This is a genomic window from Hymenobacter sp. DG01, assembly GCF_006352025.1.
Classification (GTDB): domain Bacteria; phylum Bacteroidota; class Bacteroidia; order Cytophagales; family Hymenobacteraceae; genus Hymenobacter.
The window spans coordinates 985,489-1,006,048 of the sequence record NZ_CP040936.1; the positions used below are offsets into that span (position 1 = coordinate 985,489).

General features: G+C 58.3%; 18 protein-coding genes and 1 pseudogene. 8 read left to right on the forward strand and 11 right to left on the reverse strand.

Translation table 11 applies throughout. The annotated features are described in order from the left end of the window. Positions 1–150: 150 nt before the first annotated feature. Entirely contained in the window at positions 151–720 is a 570-nt protein-coding gene (locus FGZ14_RS04110) for a YdcF family protein (RefSeq protein ID WP_219601054.1), read from the reverse strand. A gap of 127 nt (positions 721–847) precedes the next feature. Here FGZ14_RS04110 and FGZ14_RS04115 point away from each other — a divergent pair, with 127 nt between their 5' ends. Both FGZ14_RS04115 and FGZ14_RS04120 read left to right on the forward strand, forming a co-directional pair. Next, positions 848–1,384, forward strand: coding sequence for a DinB family protein (locus FGZ14_RS04115; protein WP_139921496.1), 537 nt, complete (start codon positions 848–850; stop codon positions 1,382–1,384). Positions 1,385–1,715: 331 nt separating this feature from the next. Further along, complete coding sequence (locus FGZ14_RS04120) at positions 1,716–2,069, forward strand: hypothetical protein (RefSeq protein ID WP_139921498.1); 354 nt, start codon at positions 1,716–1,718, stop codon at positions 2,067–2,069. Between the two features lies 1 nt (position 2,070). Here FGZ14_RS04120 and FGZ14_RS04125 read toward each other — a convergent pair whose 3' ends face one another. The 3 genes from FGZ14_RS04125 to FGZ14_RS04135 form a co-directional block, all read right to left on the reverse strand. Continuing rightward, positions 2,071–2,697, reverse strand: a complete 627-nt coding sequence (locus FGZ14_RS04125; protein WP_139921501.1) for a helix-turn-helix domain-containing protein — start codon at positions 2,695–2,697, stop codon at positions 2,071–2,073. 93 nt (positions 2,698–2,790) lie between these two features. Beyond that, positions 2,791–3,660: an SDR family oxidoreductase gene (locus FGZ14_RS04130; protein WP_139921503.1), complete on the reverse strand. Its 870-nt coding sequence runs from the start codon at positions 3,658–3,660 to the stop codon at positions 2,791–2,793. Between the two features lie 229 nt (positions 3,661–3,889). After that, the gene (locus FGZ14_RS04135) at positions 3,890–4,312 is read right to left on the reverse strand and encodes a DUF3127 domain-containing protein (protein WP_139921505.1); all 423 of its coding nucleotides are present in this window, start codon (positions 4,310–4,312) and stop codon (positions 3,890–3,892) included. Positions 4,313–4,460: 148 nt separating this feature from the next. On the opposite strand from FGZ14_RS04135, the gene FGZ14_RS04140 reads away from it, so the two are divergent. After that, positions 4,461–5,450, forward strand: coding sequence for an isoaspartyl peptidase/L-asparaginase family protein (locus FGZ14_RS04140; RefSeq protein WP_139921507.1), 990 nt, complete (start codon positions 4,461–4,463; stop codon positions 5,448–5,450). A gap of 230 nt (positions 5,451–5,680) precedes the next feature. On the opposite strand, the gene FGZ14_RS04145 is transcribed toward FGZ14_RS04140, so the two are convergent. Then, a complete protein-coding gene (locus FGZ14_RS04145) occupies positions 5,681–6,619 on the reverse strand; it encodes a cyanophycinase (protein ID WP_139921509.1) in 939 nt (312 codons plus the stop codon). Between the two features lie 193 nt (positions 6,620–6,812). Beyond that, positions 6,813–8,621 (reverse strand): M1 family metallopeptidase, encoded by a 1,809-nt coding sequence (locus FGZ14_RS04150; RefSeq protein ID WP_139921511.1) that lies wholly within the window; start codon positions 8,619–8,621, stop codon positions 6,813–6,815. A gap of 288 nt (positions 8,622–8,909) precedes the next feature. Between FGZ14_RS04150 and FGZ14_RS04155 the strand changes: the two genes are divergently transcribed. From FGZ14_RS04155 to FGZ14_RS21670, 3 genes are all read left to right on the forward strand, one after another. Continuing rightward, positions 8,910–10,670: a murein L,D-transpeptidase gene (locus FGZ14_RS04155; protein WP_139921513.1), complete on the forward strand. Its 1,761-nt coding sequence runs from the start codon at positions 8,910–8,912 to the stop codon at positions 10,668–10,670. Between the two features lie 571 nt (positions 10,671–11,241). Beyond that, positions 11,242–11,790 (forward strand): helix-turn-helix domain-containing protein, encoded by a 549-nt coding sequence (locus FGZ14_RS04160; RefSeq protein WP_139921515.1) that lies wholly within the window; start codon positions 11,242–11,244, stop codon positions 11,788–11,790. Between the two features lie 739 nt (positions 11,791–12,529). Continuing rightward, complete coding sequence (locus FGZ14_RS21670) at positions 12,530–12,700, forward strand: hypothetical protein (RefSeq protein ID WP_180754484.1); 171 nt, start codon at positions 12,530–12,532, stop codon at positions 12,698–12,700. Positions 12,701–12,830: 130 nt separating this feature from the next. Here FGZ14_RS21670 and FGZ14_RS04165 read toward each other — a convergent pair whose 3' ends face one another. After that, positions 12,831–13,307 (reverse strand): hypothetical protein, encoded by a 477-nt coding sequence (locus tag FGZ14_RS04165; protein WP_139921517.1) that lies wholly within the window; start codon positions 13,305–13,307, stop codon positions 12,831–12,833. A gap of 192 nt (positions 13,308–13,499) precedes the next feature. Further along, complete coding sequence (locus FGZ14_RS04170; protein ID WP_139921518.1) at positions 13,500–14,942, reverse strand: DEAD/DEAH box helicase; 1,443 nt, start codon at positions 14,940–14,942, stop codon at positions 13,500–13,502. Positions 14,943–15,171: 229 nt separating this feature from the next. Here FGZ14_RS04170 and FGZ14_RS04175 point away from each other — a divergent pair, with 229 nt between their 5' ends. Continuing rightward, positions 15,172–15,687, forward strand: a complete 516-nt coding sequence (locus FGZ14_RS04175; RefSeq protein ID WP_139921520.1) for an NUDIX domain-containing protein — start codon at positions 15,172–15,174, stop codon at positions 15,685–15,687. A gap of 77 nt (positions 15,688–15,764) precedes the next feature. On the opposite strand, the gene FGZ14_RS04180 is transcribed toward FGZ14_RS04175, so the two are convergent. Both FGZ14_RS04180 and FGZ14_RS04185 read right to left on the reverse strand, forming a co-directional pair. Then, entirely contained in the window at positions 15,765–16,325 is a 561-nt protein-coding gene (locus tag FGZ14_RS04180; RefSeq protein ID WP_139921522.1) for a hypothetical protein, read from the reverse strand. 361 nt (positions 16,326–16,686) lie between these two features. Then, positions 16,687–17,441 (reverse strand): annotated as a pseudogene (locus FGZ14_RS04185) (IS5 family transposase). Between the two features lie 567 nt (positions 17,442–18,008). On the opposite strand from FGZ14_RS04185, the gene FGZ14_RS04190 reads away from it, so the two are divergent. Beyond that, positions 18,009–19,979 carry an OmpA family protein gene (locus FGZ14_RS04190; RefSeq protein WP_139921525.1) on the forward strand — a complete coding sequence of 657 codons (1,971 nt, stop codon included), beginning with the start codon at positions 18,009–18,011 and terminating at the stop codon, positions 19,977–19,979. A 22-nt stretch (positions 19,980–20,001) separates the two neighbouring features. On the opposite strand, the gene FGZ14_RS04195 is transcribed toward FGZ14_RS04190, so the two are convergent. Beyond that, positions 20,002–20,541 (reverse strand): hypothetical protein, encoded by a 540-nt coding sequence (locus FGZ14_RS04195; RefSeq protein WP_139921528.1) that lies wholly within the window; start codon positions 20,539–20,541, stop codon positions 20,002–20,004. Positions 20,542–20,560: the final 19 nt, after the last annotated feature.

Sequence of the window (20,560 nt, forward strand, 5' to 3'; positions counted from 1 at the left end):
AATAGTTTGCCGGCGCGGTTCAGGAAGACGCTGAACAAGGCGTTTTTGGAAATCGAAATACCTTTTTCTACGAGAGAGGACATAGGAACGGGGTGATAGAGTGTGTTGGCTCTACGCTTGCCGCCGGCCCCATGTTGCCCAGCTTTGACGCTAACCCAGCAGGTAGGCGTAGTAAGCAAAGAATTCCCGAAATAGGGCGTAGGCATCGCGCCACTCGTAGTACGTGGCGTGAGCCGCATGCACTACCGGCACGCTTTGTTTTCTTAAGAGCAGTTTGGTGCGGCTGAGATGGAAAAACTGGGATACTACCAGGGCCGAGCGTAAGTGACGTTGCCGGGCTATGTGGGCGTAATTGCGGGCGGTGGCTTGCGTGTTATCTCCTTTGTTATCAACTAGAATGGCCTGAACGGGTACGCCCTGCGCCACCAGGTAGCGCTGCATAGCTGTGCCTTCGTAGTGACCCTCTTTGCCCAAGCCTCCGCTTACCAGAATTAGCGGACTAACCCCTTGCTGGTACAGCTCCAGGGACTTATCAAGCCGGGCCTGCAGACGAGCAGATAAGCTGCCATCCGAATTTACAGTATTACCCAGTACCACCAGGCAATCAACGGGCTGCACATCGTCGGTGAAGCCATCAATGGTTACTACTGCGCTGTGCAGCACAAACCAGCTACTCAATAGCATTAGGCCTGCGAGTACGAAGCGTTTAATCGTGGGCATATACCAGTAGAATAAGTGGGAGAGGCCTTGTCAGCTGAATGGGGGTAGCAAAACACCAGGGTTATACAGCAACTATAAGTGTATAGCAGCCGCTCAGAAAATTACCGCTTTCCCGTAGCTTCGCTCCATGAGCTACCTTACCACCCGCCCCGCTGCCACCGAGTACGCGCCCTACTACGAAACCTACATCCGTCTGATTCCGGCGGGCCACAACCCCTTGCAACAGCTGCGGGAGCAGTCCGCTACCCTGAAGCAACTCTTGCACGGCCTCTCCGACGAGCAGGCCCGCCTGCGCTATGCTCCCGGCAAGTGGAGCATCAAGGAGAGCCTGGTGCATGTGCTCGATACGGAGCGCATCTTCACTTACCGCGCCCTGCGCATCGGCCGCGGCGACCAACAGCCCTTGCCCGGCTTCGACCAGGATGCCTACGTGCCTGCCTCCGGCGCCGATGACCGGTCGCTGGAAGATATTCTGGCTGAGTATGATGCAGTGCGCGCCGCTACCCTTAGCCTGTTCGGCTCGTTCCGGCCGGAGACCTACGAGCGGCTAGGCACGGCTAGCACGTTTCCGGTAAGTGTACGTGCCCTACTCTATATGACGGCCGGCCATGAAGCTCATCACCTACAGCTGCTGCAGGAGCGTTATCTGCCGCTGTTGAAGTAATTCGTACTTTCACCGACGTACAACACCGGCCCAACCGGGCGCGTTAGAGTAGCAGAATCCTTCCTCTCATCATCCCTACCACCATGGCAAAAGCACAAGACGCCCGCAAGGAGAAAAAGAAAGAGTCAACCAAGACGGACAAAGAAAAAAAGGCCGCCAAGGACGAAAAGAAAGCCGCTCGCGCCCGCAAGCAAGAATAAAGTTTTAAAAACACCTTCATTCTATATGGATGGAGGTGTTTTTATATATAGAGTGCTAATTTTGTTGCTTGATAAAAGTGTATATGAAACTACTGTCAACAATAAATAAATGTTCTATATTATACGTGGTAGTGAAAAATATTGCCCTATTTAGTGTTATTACTGTAATATTAATATTTGAAAAGGCATGGCTTGCAATAAGTTATGATTCTATAGTTTTTGCCCTCTACCGCCTGGCTATTTTGATGCTATTTGATCTAGGTTTTTCATATTCTTATTGGAGTATTATAAACAAAATTAATATACTTAATTATAATGCAAGCTATGATTTTATCATATACACGGCATATATAGTTATAAGTGGTGTGTTTTTTGGTTTAATGATTATGCAAATAGATTACTCTATCTCTTTAATAAAAGCTGTGCTTGATGCTGTCTTGCTGTGTTGGTTTGTGAATAGGACTAAGGGTGAACAAGTATCATGAACTATAGCGTATAATACACTTCCTTCTGCTTGTCGTGGTGCTTAATGTAGCCGTGTAGGGTGAGCTTGATGAGGGTGCGGTATGCCCGGCGCTGCCCAATGTTGAGTAGTTTCATGTATTGGGCCAGCGTGATGCGTGAGTTTTTCTGGAGATAGTCCAGCACCGCCAACTCTTCCTTATTCAGTGGGATGCGCTCAAACCGGGGGGTAGGGTCGGTGCGCTCCAGCACTTTTTCGGTGAGCTGGCTGGTTTGCACGCTTTCGTCGCGTACGCGCACGTAGGCCCGCCAGTCGCCGTCGGCTACCTGGGCCCGGTGGGGTTTGTGGGAGCTTTCCGCCACCGTGACTACCAGTACTACCCGGTTGTCATGCTCCACCTCCCGGAACCGCAGCTCCAGCGGCGGGTCGATGTAATGCCGGGCGGCCTCGCGCAGCTGAAATATTTCTTCTTCCGCGTCGCGTACGCCCACAATCCGTCCGTCGTCATCTACGCCCACCAGCACCCGGCCGCCGTGCGTGTTGGCCAGTGAAGCTAGGGTGCGGGCTATGCGGGTAGGGTGAGTAGTACGCTTCTTAAATTCCAGCCGCTCACCTTCGCCCTGCCGAATCAGTTCCTGCAAATCAGTCATGTTGGGGAGGTTTAGTCCGACGTAGAGGGTAGGGAATCAGTCTTTTCTTAACACCGTGGCGGGGCAAAAGGTACCCGGCTGGCTCGCGGCTTTTTACTCAATGCCGGTTTCCTCCGCCGATATACGCCAGAGGCGGTTGGCTTCCGTACGACTCTGGGCGCGCTCCGAGGTCCGGGCGGGGCGTCCGCCGGCAAAGTATCGGCCGCTTACCCGCGCTACCTCCGGCGAGGCGGCCAGGTACAGAGTGGTCTGCGCCCCTCGCTCCGGCGAAACCATTAGGGGGCGGGCTGCCCACCACAGGGCCTTCATGACAGGAGAAGTGCCGGGCCGCATCAGGCCGGTATCCACCAGGCCCGGGTGCAGGCAGTTGGCCGTGATGCCGGTTAGGTCGAGACGGTGGGCCAGCTCATTGGTAAACAAGATGTTGGCCAGCTTGGAATCGGCGTAGGCCGTGAGCCAGCTGTACTTGTCAGGGGAGTTGCGCACGTTCCGGTCGGGCTCAATCTCGCCTACCCAGTGCGCCATCGACGCTACCGTGACTACCCGCGCCTGACCCGCCGCATCAAGCAGGGGTAGGAGCAGGTTGGTCAGGGCGTAGGGGGCCAGGTGGTTGGTTGCCCAGCTCAGCTCATGCCCCTCTTTGGTGAGGGCAAAGCGCCCCGGCATGATGCCGGCGTTATTGATAAGAATATCCAGCTGGCTTAGCTCGTGCTCCAGTTCCTGGGCCAGGGCGCGCACGTTGCGCAGCAGCGAGAGGTCGTAGCACTTCACGGTTACTGGTGCCTCTGGGCCCAGGGCAAGTTGCACTGAGGCCAGCGCGCGGGCCGCTTTGTCGGGGTCGCGGCCTACCAGTATCACGCGGGCTCCCTGCCGGGCCAGCTCGCGCGCGGTTACCAGGCCAATGCCGCTGGTGGCTCCAGTCACGAGGGCTGTTTTTCCAGAAAGCGGGAGAGAAGAAATCATACAGTGAAATAGCAGGCGCACCCGGCCGTGACGTGCTTGGCCAGGGTAATCAAGGAGAACAAGCAGGTGGCGCCGAGGGGAAATACGAAAAAAGCGGGAATTAGGTAGCTCCGAAGTGAGAGCAGGAGCTCTGGGTAGCTGCAAAATTCTCGCCACTGTAAACAAAAAGCCGCTTCCCAACCCGGGAAGCGGCTTTTGCTTACTGCCTATAGCAGCCTGCGCCTCACAGTTAGAAGGGCAGGTCGTTGTCGTCGTCGGAGGTAATCGGGGCGGCCGAGGCACGCAGGTTGGGGTTTTGGTTCTGGGCCGGAGCAGCTGCGCGCGGGGCAGCCTGCTGGTAGTTGCCACCGCCCTGGGGAGCCGAAGCGCCACCAGCACCCGACTCAATGCGCCAGGCCTCAAGGTTGGTGAAGTACAGCATCTGGCCGTTCTTGTTGAACCCACGGCCCCGCAGGTTAAAGGAGATTTTCACCTCATCACCTACTTTATAAGAGTCGATGAGGGCCGTCTTATCCTGTACCAGCTGGAACTTGATATGCTCGGGATACTGGCCGTCTACGACCTCCAGCACGAACTCGCGCTTGCGGAATTTTTCGCTCACCTGCTGTTCGTCGAAAATCTCGTGCAGGCGGCCGGTAGCTTCGTAAGCCATAAGAAAAATAGGTTTGGGAAGTTGAAAACAGTAAACCAAACCTACGAAAAAAAACGCGGTTCGTTCGGGTGAATCCGGGCCGGTTGAGCTCAGTTGCTTGCCTACCTTTGTCTTGCGTTTTTGCTTACCCGCTAATTTTTTTCGCTTTATGACAAATTCCTTCGCTTTGGCTTTGCACGGCGGCGCCGGCACTATCTCGCCCCAGTCCATGACTCCGGAAAAAGAGCAGGAGTACCGGGCGGCGCTCGGCCAGGCTCTGGCCATTGGCTACGCCGTGCTCGGTCGCGGTGGCTCGGCGCTGGAAGCGGTGGAGCTGGCCGTTCGTAGCCTCGAAGATTGCCCGCTGTTTAATGCCGGCCGCGGCGCTGTATTCACCCACGAAGGGCACCACGAAATGGACGCTGCTATTATGGACGGGCGCATCCGCGCCGCCGGAGCCGTAACCGGGGTGCGCAGCGTGCAGAATCCCATCCGGGCCGCGCGCCTGGTAATGGACAAAACCGAACACGTACTGCTGGGCTACCCCGGCGCCGATGCCCTGGCCCGCCAGCACGGCCTGCCCATGCAGCCCCCGGAATACTTCTTTACCCAGCAGCGCTACGATCAGCTGCAGGAAGCCCTGGCCGAAGGCCGCATGCGCCTTGACCATAGCGAGGCGCTGGAAACGGAAGCGCCGCTGCAGGAGCCCGCTGCGTTTCCTAACGAAGACCCGAAAAAGAAAATGGGTACCGTGGGGGCAGTAGCCCTCGACGTGCACGGCAACCTGGCCGCCGCCACCAGCACCGGCGGCATGACTAACAAGCAGTACTCCCGCATCGGCGACTCACCCATCATCGGGGCGGGCACCTTCGCCGACAACCGCACCTGTGCCATCAGCTGCACCGGGCACGGCGAGTTCTTTCTGCGCGCCGTGGTGGCCCACGATATCAGCTGCCTGATGGAGTACCGGGGCCTGAGCTTGTCGGAGGCTTGCCGCATTGTGGTGCACGACAAGCTGGCGCCCATCGGCGGGGAGGGCGGGCTGGTGGCTGTGGACGCGGCCGGTAACGTGGCCCTACCCTTCAACTCCGAAGGCATGTACCGAGCCTACCAAACCTCGGCCGACGCCGCTCCGTTCGTGGCCATTTACAAGGAGTAGCTGCCTCCCCGTTTTTGCGCCTATATATATAAGGAGTAGCCACAGAAAGCAGGAGGGAGGGTTTAAGTTGAGTATAAATCTGATAGTCAGATAATAAAGTAGGAAATCCGTGCTTTTTCTGAACCAGTAGCCCATGACAGCCCTACCCCCATGCGTAAGGCAAAGCCCAGCAACGAAAAAAGGCTTCCCGAGCGGGAAGCCTTTTTTCGTTGGTAGAACACAGGGCTAGCTTAAACAGCCGGTGCCGGTTCGTTGGCATCCTGGCCGGCAGTCAGGCGGACCGACTCAGCCGCCTGCAGGCGAATTTTCAGGTCGGGGTAGAATTCGCGCTGCCCGATGTCATAGACGTTGCCTTTCACCAGCACGTGCAGCAGCATTTTCTCAATCGAAATGGCCTCGCCTTTCTTGGCAGCCGCCGCGTTGTTGTGCTCTAGTTGGTGCCCATCCATGATGATGACCAGATTGGAGCCAATGGTTTCAATCTGGTTGCCCTCGGTGATGAGCACGCCGGTGTCCTCGCCCAGCCCGATGCCAATGAGCTTGGGGTGTAGCGCTACCGCCTCAATCAGGCGGCCAAAGCGGCCCCGTTTCACAAAGTGCGAGTCAATGACGACGTTGTTGATGAAGCCCAGGCCGGTGCCCATCTTCACAGCTCCCTTCATTAGCGCATCCGGCACGCTGCCGCCCTTGATCATGGTTTTGGACATGGCCATGGCCCCGGCCGAGGTGCCCGCAATAATAAAGTTGGGCTGGTGGTAGTACCGCTCCCGCAGCATAGCCAGAAACTCGGTGCCGCCGAAGATATCGGTCAGGCGCGACTGGTTTCCTCCCGAAAACATCACGATATCGGCCAGCTTAAGGCGCTCGATATATTCAGGCTGCAGCGCATCTTCCGGCACCCGAATGTCCATTATGCTCACGTTGTTGCAGTTGAGCATGGTAAAGGACGAAATGTAGATGCGGGCTACCTCCTCCGGAATCATAGAAGCGGTGGTGATTACCTCAATCCGGGGATCTTCCTTGCCCGACTCCAAAACAACCCGCTTCAGAATGCCCAGCTCGAAAAAGTTGAGGTAATATTTCTTTTTGGTGCGCGGGTTAGGGTAGGTGCCCTTGTCTTCATTGCCTCCAATAGCAATGAGCTTACCGAGCGGTTTGGAATTTTTCAAAGCAGAAAATCAGCTTAATCAACACAACTAGTAAAGAACCAGCTTCTGCAAGCAAGGTTCAGGCCACCTCCGGCGGGGCCAGGCAGGTAAACAAGCCAGAGCCGTCGGCTTGTTCCGGCGCGCTCGGTTTTGGCCGTACCAAATAACAGCATACCCCGCGGCAGCGCGGTAGCTTCTGGCCGAAACCATCCGGCTACTCGGCCGGTTTGCCCAGGAGCGCGTCGAAGGTGCTGGTTGCTACCGCGTGGTAGTTGCCACGCGCCTCGGCGTAAATGCGGCGGGCCTGGTCGGCGCCACCCGGCACGGCCAGCAGGGCCCGGTACAGAGGTACTAAGAATTTGCGCCGCCCCACCCGCGTCATAAACTGGTGCAGTGCTGCCTGGGCTGGCTCGTATCCGGCCGCAATGGTGTGCGGGAACCAAGCCGCCAGGATTTCGGAATTGCCCGAATGAGTAAACCCGAAAGTGGTATCCAGCTCCGTCAGCTGCGCCGTCGTCAGGCCCGGGGGCAACCCCTGCAGGAAGTGAACCCACTCGTGACTGCTCCAGGAAGTGGTGTCGAGGGCTGCGGCCGGCGTACCATCCTGCCACTGCCGCAGAGCTTCTGTTACCGCCGTGAATCGGGATGCCGAAACCGGCGGTGCTACCGCGGGTAAGCCGGGCCCCTGAATCCAGGCATCCAGCTGCAGCTGTTCTTCCAGCCCGGGATGCTGGTCCAGCAATTCTTGTCGCAGGTAAAGCACAAAGGAGGCCGTGTCCATGCTGCGGAAGCTATGGCGGGCAAAGTACTCCTTGATAAACGTGTCGAGCGCTTCGCGGCCGACAAAGTGTTCCAGGGTCCGGAGCAGGTAGTTGCCCTTTTCGTAGGCAATTTCATTGAGTCCCTCGTCGGGGTCGCGCCCGGCCAGGTTGAGGTGCAGGTGGGTATCGGGGCTGGTATGACCCAACTCGTCCAGAGTGTGGAGCAGGGCGGTGTGGCCCAGCACCTGCAACATATCGGCATAGGTACGGCCATAGAGCTCCTCCATAATGCGCCGCTCGAAATACACCGTGAAGCCTTCATTCAGCCAGAAGTCATTCCAGGTGGCGTTGGTTACCAGGTTGCCGCTCCAGGAGTGCGCCAGCTCGTGGGCCACCAGGCTCGTCAGGCTCCGGTCGCCGGCCAGGATGGTAGGCGTCACGAATGTTAGTCTGGGATTTTCCATGCCCCCGAACGGGAAGGAGGGGGGCAGCACCAACAAGTCGTACCGCTCCCAGCGGTAGGGGCCATACAGATCCTCGGCCGCCGTTACCATTTTTTCCAGGTCGCTGAATTCATCCGCCGCGCCGGGCAGGGTAACAGCCTCGGCGTACACCCCTGTGCGGGCGCTCAAAGGATGAAACTCTAGGTCGCCTACGGCCAGAGCCATGAGGTAGGCCGGAATAGGCTGGCTCATGCGGAAGTGATACTCGCCGGTTGCCGTGCGCTCCTGCGGATTTTCGGCGCTCATCAGGGCAAGCAGCGGGGCGGGCACCTGCGCCCGGGCCTCATATGTGAAGCGTACCCCGGGCGAGTCCTGGCAGGGCAACCAGGTGCGGGCCAGGATGGCCTGCGACTGGGTGAATAGAAACGGTTGCCGCCGTCCGGCCGTTTGCTCCGGCGCCAGCCACTGCAGGGCCGCCGCTCCGGGCAAGGTCCGGTACCGAATCGTGACGGCAGCGGTATCGGGCTGCAGACGGATGCGCAGACACTGGCCCAGTACCGGATCGGCCGGGCCCAGGGTAAAGGAAGTGGGCGTTCCGGCGGGTCCGTTCAGCAGTACCTCATCAATACTAAGGTCGCGGGTATCCAGCAGCAGCTCCGTTGCGCCGGCGTGGTTGCTGAGTTGCCAGGTAGCAGTTCCAGCCAGCGTGCGGGTGTCAAAATCAATCAGCAAGTCAAGGTCGAGGTGATGCACACTAACCTCGGCTGGCCGGCCGTAGCTGTGCGGATCGGAAATAAAAGAAGAGGTAGCAGAAGACATAGCGGGTGAACAAGGCAGCCGAGTGGCTGGAAAGGAAAACAAAAGTAGGCGGCTGTTTGGGGCAAGCCGCGCATTAAAATAAAGCAGCCTGTCGGCTTCCGGCTTATTTCTACGTGCTTTCGTACGAAGGAGTGAGGCTAAATGCGCTAACTTGCGAGGGCAGGAGAGAGGTAGGCCGCCCCGACAACTTCCGGGTGCGGAAACCAGTAAAACGTCCTGAGTCAAAGTTCGGCCATAGTTGGCGCGAAATCTGATGCAGTACGATTACCATTTCTCTTGCTTACTCACATGAACGAAACACATCGTCCTTTTTTTAATAGCCTTTGCTGCTGGCTGCTGGGCCTGTTGCTGCTCACGTCTACCGTGTCGTGCAGCCAGGATCAGAAGGCTCAGCTGAAGGAGGCGCTGCCCGGTGGCCTTGGCAAAGCCGGTGGCGCCCAGCCCAAACTCGACAGCGTGTACATTGTAAAGTACATGTCGGCCGAACCCAAATTCAAAGACCAGATTGAGTGGGCCAAAAAGTTCTACCGGGAGCGAAGCTTCCGCCTGGGCTGGTTCCGCAACCACGAGCTGGTGCCGCAGGCAAAAACGCTGCTCACGGTTATCAACAAGGCCGCCGATGAGGGCTTGGACCCGAAAGATTATAAAACCAAAAACTTCGACCAGCTTTTTGCCAGCCTAGAGGCCGCTCAGTCTGACTCAACCAAGCGCAACGCCCTGGAAAAAGAAATCGACGTGGCCCTTTCCGGGACCTATTTCAACTATGCCTCTGATTTTTACCGAGGTACGGTAGATCCACGGGCGGTTAAGGCCATTGACTGGAAGGTAAAGCGCAATAAAATTAAGCTGCACAAAGCCCTGATGACGATCCTGAAGGAACGGGAAAGCATCTATGGCTACTACGACTTTGAGCCCCTGCACCCGGAGTACGACCGGCTGCGTAAGGCGCTGGCCGACTACCGCGAGATTCAGCGCAATGGCGGCTGGCCAACTCTGCCCGCTGGTACCCGTCTTGTGCCGGGCGCTTCCTCACCGGCCGTGGCTGCCCTGAGCGCCCGCCTGCTAGGACGGGATGCAGCTGCGCCGGCCCCGGCAGCGGCCCCCGCCGTAGCAGTGGCAAACAAGTCAGCCAGTGCCGCTACAACGGCTCCGGCCGCTAGCCAATATACGCCCGAGCTGGTGGCAGCGGTAAAGGATTTTCAGCAGCAGAATGGGCTTAAGCCCGACGGTATTGTGGCCGGGGAAACCCTGCGTCTGCTCAACATTCCCGTAAGCCAACGCATTGATCAGATCATGCTGAACATGGAGCGGTGGCGGTGGATTCCGAAGAAGTTTGAGCCGAACTACCTGCTGGTAAATATTCCGGAGTACACGTTGCACGTAATGGAGGAAAACAAGGAGGTGCTCAGCATGCCCGTAATCGTTGGCAAGACGCTGAACGCAACCCCTGTCTTCAGCGACAAAATGGAGTTCGTGGTGTTGGCTCCGTACTGGAATGTTCCCTACAGCATCATCGATAAGGAGCTGCGCAATAAGCTGGCCACTGACCCTCATGGCACCCTCGACCGCCTCGATATGGAAGTGGTGAAAGGATGGGGGGCGAAGGCTACCCCCGTTGACCCGGGTAGCATCAACTGGAGCGGCCTCACCGAAAAAACCTGGAAGTACACGCTGCGCCGTCGGCCGGGTCCGAAAAACGACCTGGGCGATGTGAAGTTTATCTTCCCCAACTCCCAGGATATCTACCTGCACGATACCCCCCACGACCAGCTGTTCAACCAAACCAAGCGAGGGTTCAGCCATGGTTGCGTGCGCGTGGCCGAGCCCATCAAGCTAGCCGAGTACCTGCTGCGCAACAAACCCGGCTGGGACCGTACCACCATTATGGACACTATCGCCCAGGGCCGGGAAAAGTATGTTACGCTTCCTGAGAAGCTGCCGGTTTACCTGGTGTACTTCACTACCTGGGTGGACGAGGCTGGCAAAGTTCACTTCCGCGACGACATCTACGGTCACGACAAAGCTCTGGCCAGAGAGTATTTCGACTAACCTGCGGCTTAAGTAAAGACCCGGTTCCTACCTACGTCCAGCCCAAAGGCGTTCTAGAAAAAAGCCGGCAGCGCTACCGTTCACATGGTAACGCTGCCGGCTTTTTTACTGAGGAGGCCAGATAACTTCTGACTGGTCAAGCCAAGCTAAGTCCCGTAAGAGCTGCAGTACACCCGATGGCTAAAGAGAGGCTATAGTAAGCGGTTCTTGATACCACAGAGTAGGGCACTGATGAGTCGAAGTTAGGAAAACCACCTCCTTCCTTGTGCAGTCCGGCAGCCTCAATCATTTGCCGCGTAAGGGCGAAGATATCTCTTCCTACCCATTGGAGCAGTCCGGACCGTGTGGAGTGGAACTAGTAAACTACAGCGTATCACAGGTTGGTGCTGATGAACTAACAGCAACTCCTGTTTACAAATGTATTTACAACTGTAAACAGGAGTTGCCGTTAGCTAGATGTGTTTACAGTTGTATCGATAAGGCCAGCTGTATGTAACAATAGTAAATGTGTGAGCTTAAAATCATATCTAGCAGGATACGCAGTACATTTGTTAATCACTAGTGTTTCCCTATGATTGAGCAGCGCATTAAGGAGCTACTCCTGTCCCGGCAACTTAGCCCAACGCAGTTTGCTGATGCCATCGGCATTTCCCGACCTATTGTGAGCCACATCCTGAGTGGGCGTAACAAGCCTAGTCTGGAGGTAGTACAGCGGGTCATTGCGGCGTTTCCGGAGCTTTCCCTGCCCTGGCTTCTGAACGGCACCGGGCCAATGCTTGCTGCAGCGCCGCAGGCTGTGGCAGAAACTCCCCGTAGCCGCACTGTTCGCCCTAAAACCGAACTGCCCTACCAGCCCAAAGAGACGGAGGCTCCTAAGGCCCTAGAATCGGAGGCAGCGCCTGCGCCGGTTGCGCCAGTTATTTCTGAGGTTACTCTGGCCACCGAGGCGACAGCAGCAGTGGAGCAGGTTAAGCCAGCCGTAACAGCTTCGGTGGTTCCGTCGGAGCCCAGCACACAAGCAGGGCTAGCTCAGACAGTTAGTGTACCCGGCAAGGTTATCCGGCGCATTGTCATCTTCTATCAGGACGGAACCTTCTCTGATTTCCAACCTGAGCAGTAAAAGGTATGTGGCCTCCAGTAGGAGCTCTAATTTTGTGCTTTATCAGATATATACAATTTGGCAGAGTCACTATGTCTGCTGAGTATCTTTGCTTGCACGTCGTCTAACTGCCTGTGTATCATAGAGGCTAAATGTGAGGTTAAGTCTATTGTAAATCATATCTTATACCTTGCTAAGGTAGTTGATAGATTGAGTTGTATATGTATTATAAGCGGCTTTTTATCAGGCGTTTACACAATGCAGTGTAAAGCTAATAATTACATGATATTTGTTAGCTGGCTCATTCATCTTGTATGATTATAGTTATAATTAATAATAGCAGATATAGATTGTGATTTGTCATGCCTGATGGGTCGAGATGATGCTAAATTTCTTGTAGTGCCAGGAAGTGGAAAAAGTAAAACGATATTTTGACTCATTCAGGCTAATTGTATTAGCTCCTGGCGCGAGTTCCGGTTTGTAGATGCAGCTACGGGAAAGCACGGAATAGGGGGGCTATAACGGGAACCTCGCGTTCCTTCGGCTTCCCCAAGCCTGTGCAGAGATTAGATTGATACCACACGGATTTATATTTGTAAATACATTTGTAAACTCACTGAAGCCGCTTCAGACAAATTCAAGTCGCTGTGAAGCGCAGTGTTATCATGCGATAGGCGTGGCTGTTTTGTTGCCGCGTATAACCGCCAATGCCAATGAGGTAGTACTTGCCCTTCTTCGAGGAGGTGCTTACCTTTGAGGCATGAAAAAATTTCGTCTGCCTTTCCTGTTTGCCGCCTGCGCCTCGCTGTTCCTGTCATCTTGCTCGCAAGCTCCTGACGCGGAGAAAGATCCTAACGCTGATGCCGCCTACAAGCGCAGCCACCGTACGGAACAATACCGCGACGCCCAGCGCAGCGACGTAAACTACTAGCCTACCAGCCGCCGAAGTCTTCTGGGGTGTTTCTGCAACTCAGAGCATTTCCGCAAAAAGTATATATCATAAGAAAAGCCCCACTAACCTAGGTTAGTGGGGCTTTCGGCGTGTTGGTGGGGGTAGGAGCCTAACGCGCTACTACCGCGTGTTGTGAAGAAAGCAGAGTGGGTAGCTCGATATGCGCCAGAAGCTCGGCCTCCAGCAAATCGGCCCAGGTGCGCAGGTAAAGCACTACGTCGTCGCGCTGGTTGTGGCGCATGGCATTACGCCGCTCGAAGGGTATGGCCCCAAGAATAGCCGGGTCCGAGAGGCGCTCCAGGTGCGTCAGGTCCTGGCGGCTGAAGCCCAGGGCCAGCATTTCATCAATGGTCGTGTCAATGGGCAAGCCGCTGGTAGGGCAGTAGTCAATCAACTGCCGCTCCCAGTCACCGTAGCGCTGCATGGCGCGGGCGTGAATTTCTCCTTTTGTTAGCTTGGTAATGGTTTGGGCCAGGTGGCCGCAGTTGCAGCTACCCATGTGCCCCCATTGGTAAGGGGCCTGGGCCGCGAGGCGTTGCGCCGTATCGCGCAAGGCCTGAATGACAGGAAGGGTGCGATGAGCCATAGCAGAGCAGTAAGGTTACGCCGTCATAAGAGATGAGTAGCCTGATAAGTTGCTGAGGCATCATTTTGTTTCATCCTTAGAGGCTTACCATAAGAAACCCTCCGCCAGACCAGCCCCGTGGGCTTGTTTTGGCGGAGGGTTGCAAGTACGCAGCTAAGTTGCAGAGCGCAGCTGCTACAGCGCGGGAAGGAGTTACCGGTTACGGCTGCTGTTGTTTCCCCGGAAGCGACGACGCTGCCCGCCGCTTCGGTCGCCTCCTTCGGCGCTGGCGCTACCCTGCGGACGAGAATTGCTCCCGGGGGAGGCGTGGCTGGCCCGGGGGGCTGAGCTTCCCTGACGCTCACCACTGCGGTTGGGCTGCCGGCTGCCACCTTCCGGGCGGGCCTGGCCTCCGGCCTGCGGGCCCCGGCCAGGGCGGGGCGGCCGACCGGCCGGGCCTTTCGGGCGTTTGATGGGGGCGCCGCCGGAAAGCGGAACTGGTGCTACCAGCTCGGAGGTGTAAGGGTGGCCCTGCACCACGGGAACCTGGCGGCGAATCAGCTTCTGAATATCCTGAAGGTAAGCCCGCTCTTCTTCGTCGCAGAACGAAAGGGCGGTGCCATCGGCGCCGGCCCGGCCGGTGCGGCCAATGCGGTGCACGTACGTCTCGGGCTCGTTGGGAATTTCGTAGTTGATAACGTGGGTCAGCTCATCCACGTCGATGCCACGGGCGGCAATGTCCGTAGCTACCAGCACCCGAGTGGTACCCGCCTTGAAGTTGCTCAGGGCGCGCTGCCGGTGGTTCTGCGACTTGTTGCCGTGAATGGCTTCGGCCGGAATTTCCGCCTTCGCCAGCGTCCGGACCACCTTATCGGCGCCGTGTTTGGTGCGGGTAAACACCAGCACGCGGCGGATGTTGCGGTCCTTCAGTACGTGTTCCAGTAGCGCCGGCTTGTCGGTCTTCTCCACCATGTACACGGCTTGCGTAACCGTATCGGCCGTGCTCGACACGGGCGTCACGGTTACCTTCACCGGGTTCGGACGCAGGATGCTGTCGGCCAGGTCCTGGATCTGGCCCGGCATGGTGGCCGAGAAGAACAGGGTTTGCCGCCGGGCGGGCAGCTTGGGCAGAATGCGCTTGATGTCGTGAATAAAGCCCATGTCCAGCATGCGGTCTGCTTCATCCAGCACGAACAGCTCAATGTTGCGCAGGTCAATAAACCCCTGGTTCATTAGGTCCAGCAGGCGGCCGGGGGTAGCAATGAGTACCTCCACGCCGCGCTTGAGGGCCTGTACCTGCGGATGCTGGCCCACGCCCCCAAAAATAACCGTGGAGCGCAGCTTGGGCAGATGGCGACCGTAGGCGGCAAAGCTTTCCCCAATCTGGATGGCCAGCTCCCGGGTAGGCGTGAGTACCAGGCAGCGAATACGGCCCGGCGCGTGGCGCTCTACCTGAGCCGTCTGGTGCAGAATCTGCAGAATAGGAACCGTAAAAGCGGCCGTTTTACCCGTGCCGGTTTGGGCAATGCCCAGCAAATCGTGGCCTTCCAGTACCTGCGGAATGGCTTGCTGCTGAATAGGGGTAGGGGTAGTGTACCCTTCCTCGCGCAGGGCGCTCAGGATAGGATCAATCAGGTTTAGTTCGTCGAACGACATCAAAGGAGAAAAGCGGCTGCCAGATGGGTAGCCGGAATGGCACAGAGATAATGAGCCCGCAAAGGTCGGGGATTTTATACGGATGCGCGCGCTCCGCGTAAAATTGACCGCATAGCAGGTCCGGCTTGTATGCCGGACCCTGGAAAAGGCGCGGTAATTTTTTATAACACCGGGGTCCGGTAAAACCGTTTACTTTTCGCCTTCACACCCCAAAATTTCTTTTCTCCTTATGCGCATCACCGACCGAAAAGTAGCCTACGACGGCCATTACAAGCTTAGCCTGCTGCAGGTGCAGGATGGCGACACGCTGCTAAAGCGCGAGCGGTTTGAGCCTGGCACCGCCGTGGCGGCGCTCGTCTATAATACTCAAACGCGGCAGTACATCTTTACCCAACAGTACCGGATAGGGCCCGAAGCCGACCTGGTGGAAATAGCAGCTGGTATGGTAGATGGCGACGAAGCTCCGGAGCAGGCTATCCGGCGGGAAATTCAGGAAGAGCTGGGCTACGACCCCGACTACCTGGAGCAGATAGCGCGGGTGTACCCCTCGCCGGGCACCAGCGCCGAAATAATTACCATCTTCTATGCAGAGGTAAGCCGCAAAACCGGGCAAGGGGGCGGCTTGGCCGAGGAAAACGAGAAGATCGAGCCGGTGTTTTACCGGGCCGAGGAGCTAAGCCAGGCGTCTTTTACGGATGCCAAAACGCTGGTAGCCGTGCAGTGGGTGCGGCTGCGCAACCGGTAATCCAGATCCGGAAACCATCAGGGCCCGCTGCCTGGGAAGGTAGCGGGCCCTGGGGCTTTGGCTGTGATGTCGGCAGCTTACTGCGCCTTAATAATGTATTCGAAGTTCTGCTTGGTTTTGGCGTCGTTAATCGTCAGCAGAATGTCCTGGGGTGCTTCGGTTTTGGTAAACGGAATGGAGCGCTTGCTCATGTACAGGTCGCGGTTCCAGAAACGGCCCTGGCCGGCGGGCAGCTCCTGTAGGTTCAGGACTTCCTTGCCGTCTTTGGTTTTGGCTACCAGGCTCAGGTAAGCCGGGTCGGCGTTTTGGGCCCCGCGGCGGTACATGGTCACGGTAAGCTGCCCGCCCGCCGGCAGCTGCTGGAAGCGGCGCTGGTAGGTAGTGTCAGCCCAGTTGTTCATGCGCTTCAACTCGTTGATTTCGGTGAGTAGCTCGGCGTAGGGGCGGTAGCTCACGCGGGTAACGCAGGCATCTACCTCCGCGTCCTCGTCGGTGTTTTTCGTGACGTTGAGCACGTAGGGGCTTTCCTCATCCTTCTTGGGGAAGGCGTATTTTTTGCGGGGCTTGCCGGGCATGTATTGAGCCGAGGCCGCCAGCGTGCTAAGCAGTAAAGCGGAGAGGAGGAGGAATTTCTTCATAAAGAAATGGGAAAGTAAAAGCAGAAGAGAGAAAAACCGGTTTGTGGGGTAGCAAAGATAGGTAATAGGGTGGGGCAGCCCCGTAAGCTTTCGGCCAGTGGTGGCTAGGGCCTGGTGGAGCGCCTACCTGACGGGCGGAAAAGCGGCCGCCGGAATCAGAAGCAGGATTGAGCCAGCGCCTCTGGCTCCTCAGAACGGCACTACACTATTACTGGAGCTTCGTTCGCTCCTTCCTAGTTCTAGAGAGGTAGAGATAATGTATTTTTAACAAATGGGTGGTGGGTAACTGTTTTGTCCAAATGTGTGACGTGGGTAGATTGCAGTGCTGGTGTTCAATTCTTACGCTCTAAACTAGGAAGTGTTAACAATCACGTAACCAGACGACGGTTGCCGCGAGATGGATGAAGGCCAAGAAATGGGCATCGAGCTTATCGTAGCGCGTGGCGACGCGGCGAAACTGCTTGAGGCGGCTGAAGAGCCGCTCCACGGCGTGGCGCTGGGCGTAGCGGGCCGCGTCGTAGGCCCGCGGCTGGCGGCGGTTTCGCCGGGGCGGAATCACGGCCTGCGTGCCGCGGGCGGCTAGCGCGGCCACCAGCGGGTCCGAGTCGTAGCCGCGGTCGGCCACCACATAAGCCGGCGCCAGGCCCTCCAGCAAGGGCAAGGCCTGCGGGGCGTCGTGGCTGTGGCCCGCCGTCAGGCGGCAGCGCCGCGGCCGGCCGCGCGCATCGGCGGCCAGGTGCAGCTTGCATGTCAGCCCGCCGCGCGAACGGCCGAGGGCTTGCGGCCCGTTTTTTTGCGCGCGCCGCTCGCGTGCTGGTGCGCCCGCACGGTGGTCGAGTCCACCAGCAGCGTGTGCAGGGCGGCCTCGTCCTGTACGGCTTCGAACACGCGTTGCCACACGCCCGAGGCGGCCCAGCGCTGGAAGCGCGTGTACGTCGTGTGCCAATTGCCGCGCTCTTTCGGCAGCGCCCGCCACCGGGCCCCGTTGCGCGCCAGCCACAGCACGGCCTCCACGAACTGCCGGTTGTCGCGCCCTCGCCCCCCGCTCGTGCCCGGCCGGCCCGGCAGCAGCGGCGCTAGCCGCGCCCATTGTGCCTCGGTTAACATCTGCTCCATACCGCAAGATATTCACTGTTAACACTTCCTAATCTCGCGCTCAGACCAATAAGGATAGCATTTCCTTGATAACCAAGATTATAAACAAATGTATAAAGTATGTATTTATCATTTGGTTATATGTGCTCTTTGTCATTATAAGCCCGTTTCATAGCGGTTTCAGATCGATGCAAAGACGCATACTAGCATCCTATCGTCCGCGCCGCGTGGGTGTCGCTGCTCAACGATTGAGACGCCACTAAGCGTCTCTACATACCCTCTACACCGTTTGGAAATCCGCTATAACTTAGGATAAGCGCGCCAAACCCTACGGCTCTGAGATGTCCTGGCACCACGGCCCAGGCTTGGCTTATGCTCAGGTGATGGATACCTGAACAGCCCCTCGCCTTAGACAGCCTAAGCCCACCGATGAATAGGGGCAGCCGAGGTGCCTACCCTGCTGGTATCCGGCAGTTAGTCCGGGTAGGGAGGGCCGGTTTTCGGGAGGTAGAAAAAGGCCGAAATAGGGCATGGAAGCCGGGGCTTTTTTACCTTTGAAGTCCGTTTCCTCTGCTTATTCTCTGGCTTATGAAGGTTTTGCTGACGCTGGCACTGGCCCTATGCTGGCTGACGCTACGCGCGCAGGAGGTCGGGGGGTTACGGGTATATTCTGATACTGCGGCGCAGTACCAGCTGGCGTATCCTTCCTCCTGGCAGCTGGTTCACCCGCAGAACGACAGCGCAGAGGTAATCCTGCTTGCCACCAAGCTCCCGGGCCAGGTTCTGGCCACTGTCAGCCGGCGTCCGGTGTTCCTTAAAAGCGCGACTGGTTTGCCGGCCCATAGTGCGCTGGACTCATTGTGGAGTGCCACGCAGCGCCTGCCGCAGGTCCAGGTGCTGTACCTGGCTCAGCACGAAGCCGACACCCACACCGAAGTGCGCTACCACTACACCTACGCCGCGGAGCCCGCCCCCGCGCCTCGTACCCGCGTGGTGGGCCGGCGCATCTGGCAGCGCGGCCACGAGCTGCAGCTGGAATACCGGGCCAGTACCAGCCAGGATGCTGCTTACCTAACTGATGCCGACAAGCTGGTGGCCTCACTGCGCGTTACAGGCCCGGCCCGCACCGCTGCCGGCGGCCCCGCGCAGTGCGACGACAAGATGTACGGCATCGCGGCCCTGCGCTACGATAACGAGCTGTGGGAAGATGACTGCCGCACCATCCACGAGTTTTCTGCCGCCGACCTCTCCGCGCCGCCCAGAATTCATCGGCAGGTGCTGCCCTTCCAGTCGTACGCCCTGGCCAAGGGGTTCGATAACTGCCTGTACTCGGTTACCAAGTCGCCGACAGATGCGCCCGAGCTGGTGTACCGCTACAACCCGGCAACGGGCCAGGGTGAGTTCACCCCCTGGCGCCTACCCTCCCAGGGACCCGAGAACGTCTGGATTTCGGCCGCTACTGATGAGCAGGGCAGCCTCTATTTTATGACCTCCGATGCCAGCAAGCTGGTAAAAGTAGCCCCCGCTACCGGCGTAGTAAGTCTGGTCTGGACCACGGACCCCGTGCGGCAGGCACCCTTTTACCCGGCTATTGGCTTTGCCGGGGCCGGCTCCCATGGCAATTTCTGCCTCGGCGATGCCCAGACCCTCTACCAGGTGTACAGCACCGATGGCTCCCTGATCAGCGTAAACCTGGGCACCGGCCAGCCCGCGCCCACCCTGACTGTTCCTGCCGGGCTTCCGCGGCGCGGTGGCTACAGCGACCTGCTGCTGCAAACGGCCCCCGATGGGCGCCGGTGGCTGTACATGGCCGGCCCGAAAGCCCTCTACCGGGTTGATATGAGCCGGGGCGAGACCCAGCTGGTACGCCGCGGAATTTATACGGACCTGGCGGGGTGCAACGTGTTTCGCCAGCCCCCACCGCCGCCAACCAGAGAAGCGGCACCCGCCCCGCCCGTTACCGGCACCTGGCGGGGTAGGGTGCTGGATGCCCGCACGTTTCAGCCCCTGCCGCAGGCCCGGCTGCGCCTGGGGCCGGCCGGCGCCGAAACAACGGTGCCGCTTAGCGCCCAGGGGGTGTTTTCCTTTTTGGTGGAGCCCGGCCGCAAAACCGCCGCCCAGGCGCAGCTGGCCGGTTATCTGCCCCTGGATAGTACGTTCAACACCAGTGCCGGGCCCTATGTGCAGGATATTCTGCTGCAGCCGCTGGCCGTGGGCACCATTCTGCAGCTCGATAAAGTACGCTTTGAGCAGGGGAGTGCCCGGCTGCTTTCCTCGTCCTACCCGGCTCTCAAAAAGCTGCTGCAGCTGCTCACCGACACACCCACCCTCACCATTGAGCTGCGCGGCCACACCGATAACGTAGGCGCCCCAGAGAAAAACGTAGCGCTCAGTGAGCGGCGGGTAGCTACCGTAAAGGCCTATCTGGTGCGGCACGGTATAGCAGCAACCCGCATCAGCGGCCTGGGCCTGGGCGGTGCCGAGCCCCGGGCCAGCAACGACCGGGAAGCCACCCGCCAACTCAACCGCCGCGTGGAGTTCCGGGTGACGGGAGAGTAACACGGTGCAGCGGCCTCCGGCGCTACCAGGAAACGGAGAAGCGCTTAAGCCCCGCGGGGGCCGTAGCCTGCGGTGGCTCGGGGACCACCTGCACCCGGAGCGAGCCGGCGGGCCGAAACTTGCGGGCTACCCCGGTAATGATGCCATGGTCAAAGTTCAGGGGGACGGGCGTAAAGCACTCCACGCGCATCGCCTGAGGGCCCTGCTCTTCAGCCCGGTAGTAGCCGATTTCCTTGCCCCGAACGTTCGACTGGTGCGCCTGCTGCAAACTGCCAAGGGCTTGAGGCAACGTCTGCAAGTGCGCGGGCCAGAGGCTGTGCCTGATGACCTGCAGGCCGGCGGCATACACGGTCTGAGCACCAAAACGTGCTTCCATATCGGCCAGCACATCCAGCCAGGCCTGCAAGGGGTACCAGCTCCCGGCCTGGGGCTCCTCTGGTAAGCCGTGCCGGACCAGAATGCTGCGCGCCTGCTGCTCTATCTGGAAGGCAGCCAGGGCTACGCGGAGGCTGGTGCCATTAATCTCGGCGGCTGGGTCTGGCGAAATATAACGGTCATTCATAGGGGGTAAGGTAAATATA

Coding starts and splice junctions, on each gene's coding strand:
- FGZ14_RS04110 (WP_219601054.1), bottom strand. CDS start 720: ATGCCCACGATTAAACGCTTCGTACTCGCAGGCCTAATGCTATTGAGT.
- FGZ14_RS04115 (WP_139921496.1), top strand. CDS start 848: ATGAGCTACCTTACCACCCGCCCCGCTGCCACCGAGTACGCGCCCTAC.
- FGZ14_RS04125 (WP_139921501.1), bottom strand. CDS start 2,697: ATGACTGATTTGCAGGAACTGATTCGGCAGGGCGAAGGTGAGCGGCTG.
- FGZ14_RS04130 (WP_139921503.1), bottom strand. CDS start 3,660: ATGATTTCTTCTCTCCCGCTTTCTGGAAAAACAGCCCTCGTGACTGGA.
- FGZ14_RS04135 (WP_139921505.1), bottom strand. CDS start 4,312: ATGGCTTACGAAGCTACCGGCCGCCTGCACGAGATTTTCGACGAACAG.
- FGZ14_RS04140 (WP_139921507.1), top strand. CDS start 4,461: ATGACAAATTCCTTCGCTTTGGCTTTGCACGGCGGCGCCGGCACTATC.
- FGZ14_RS04150 (WP_139921511.1), bottom strand. CDS start 8,621: ATGTCTTCTGCTACCTCTTCTTTTATTTCCGATCCGCACAGCTACGGC.
- FGZ14_RS04155 (WP_139921513.1), top strand. CDS start 8,910: ATGAACGAAACACATCGTCCTTTTTTTAATAGCCTTTGCTGCTGGCTG.
- FGZ14_RS04160 (WP_139921515.1), top strand. CDS start 11,242: ATGATTGAGCAGCGCATTAAGGAGCTACTCCTGTCCCGGCAACTTAGC.
- FGZ14_RS21670 (WP_180754484.1), top strand. CDS start 12,530: ATGAAAAAATTTCGTCTGCCTTTCCTGTTTGCCGCCTGCGCCTCGCTG.
- FGZ14_RS04165 (WP_139921517.1), bottom strand. CDS start 13,307: ATGGCTCATCGCACCCTTCCTGTCATTCAGGCCTTGCGCGATACGGCG.
- FGZ14_RS04170 (WP_139921518.1), bottom strand. CDS start 14,942: ATGTCGTTCGACGAACTAAACCTGATTGATCCTATCCTGAGCGCCCTG.
- FGZ14_RS04175 (WP_139921520.1), top strand. CDS start 15,172: ATGCGCATCACCGACCGAAAAGTAGCCTACGACGGCCATTACAAGCTT.
- FGZ14_RS04180 (WP_139921522.1), bottom strand. CDS start 16,325: ATGAAGAAATTCCTCCTCCTCTCCGCTTTACTGCTTAGCACGCTGGCG.
- FGZ14_RS04190 (WP_139921525.1), top strand. CDS start 18,009: ATGAAGGTTTTGCTGACGCTGGCACTGGCCCTATGCTGGCTGACGCTA.
- FGZ14_RS04195 (WP_139921528.1), bottom strand. CDS start 20,541: ATGAATGACCGTTATATTTCGCCAGACCCAGCCGCCGAGATTAATGGC.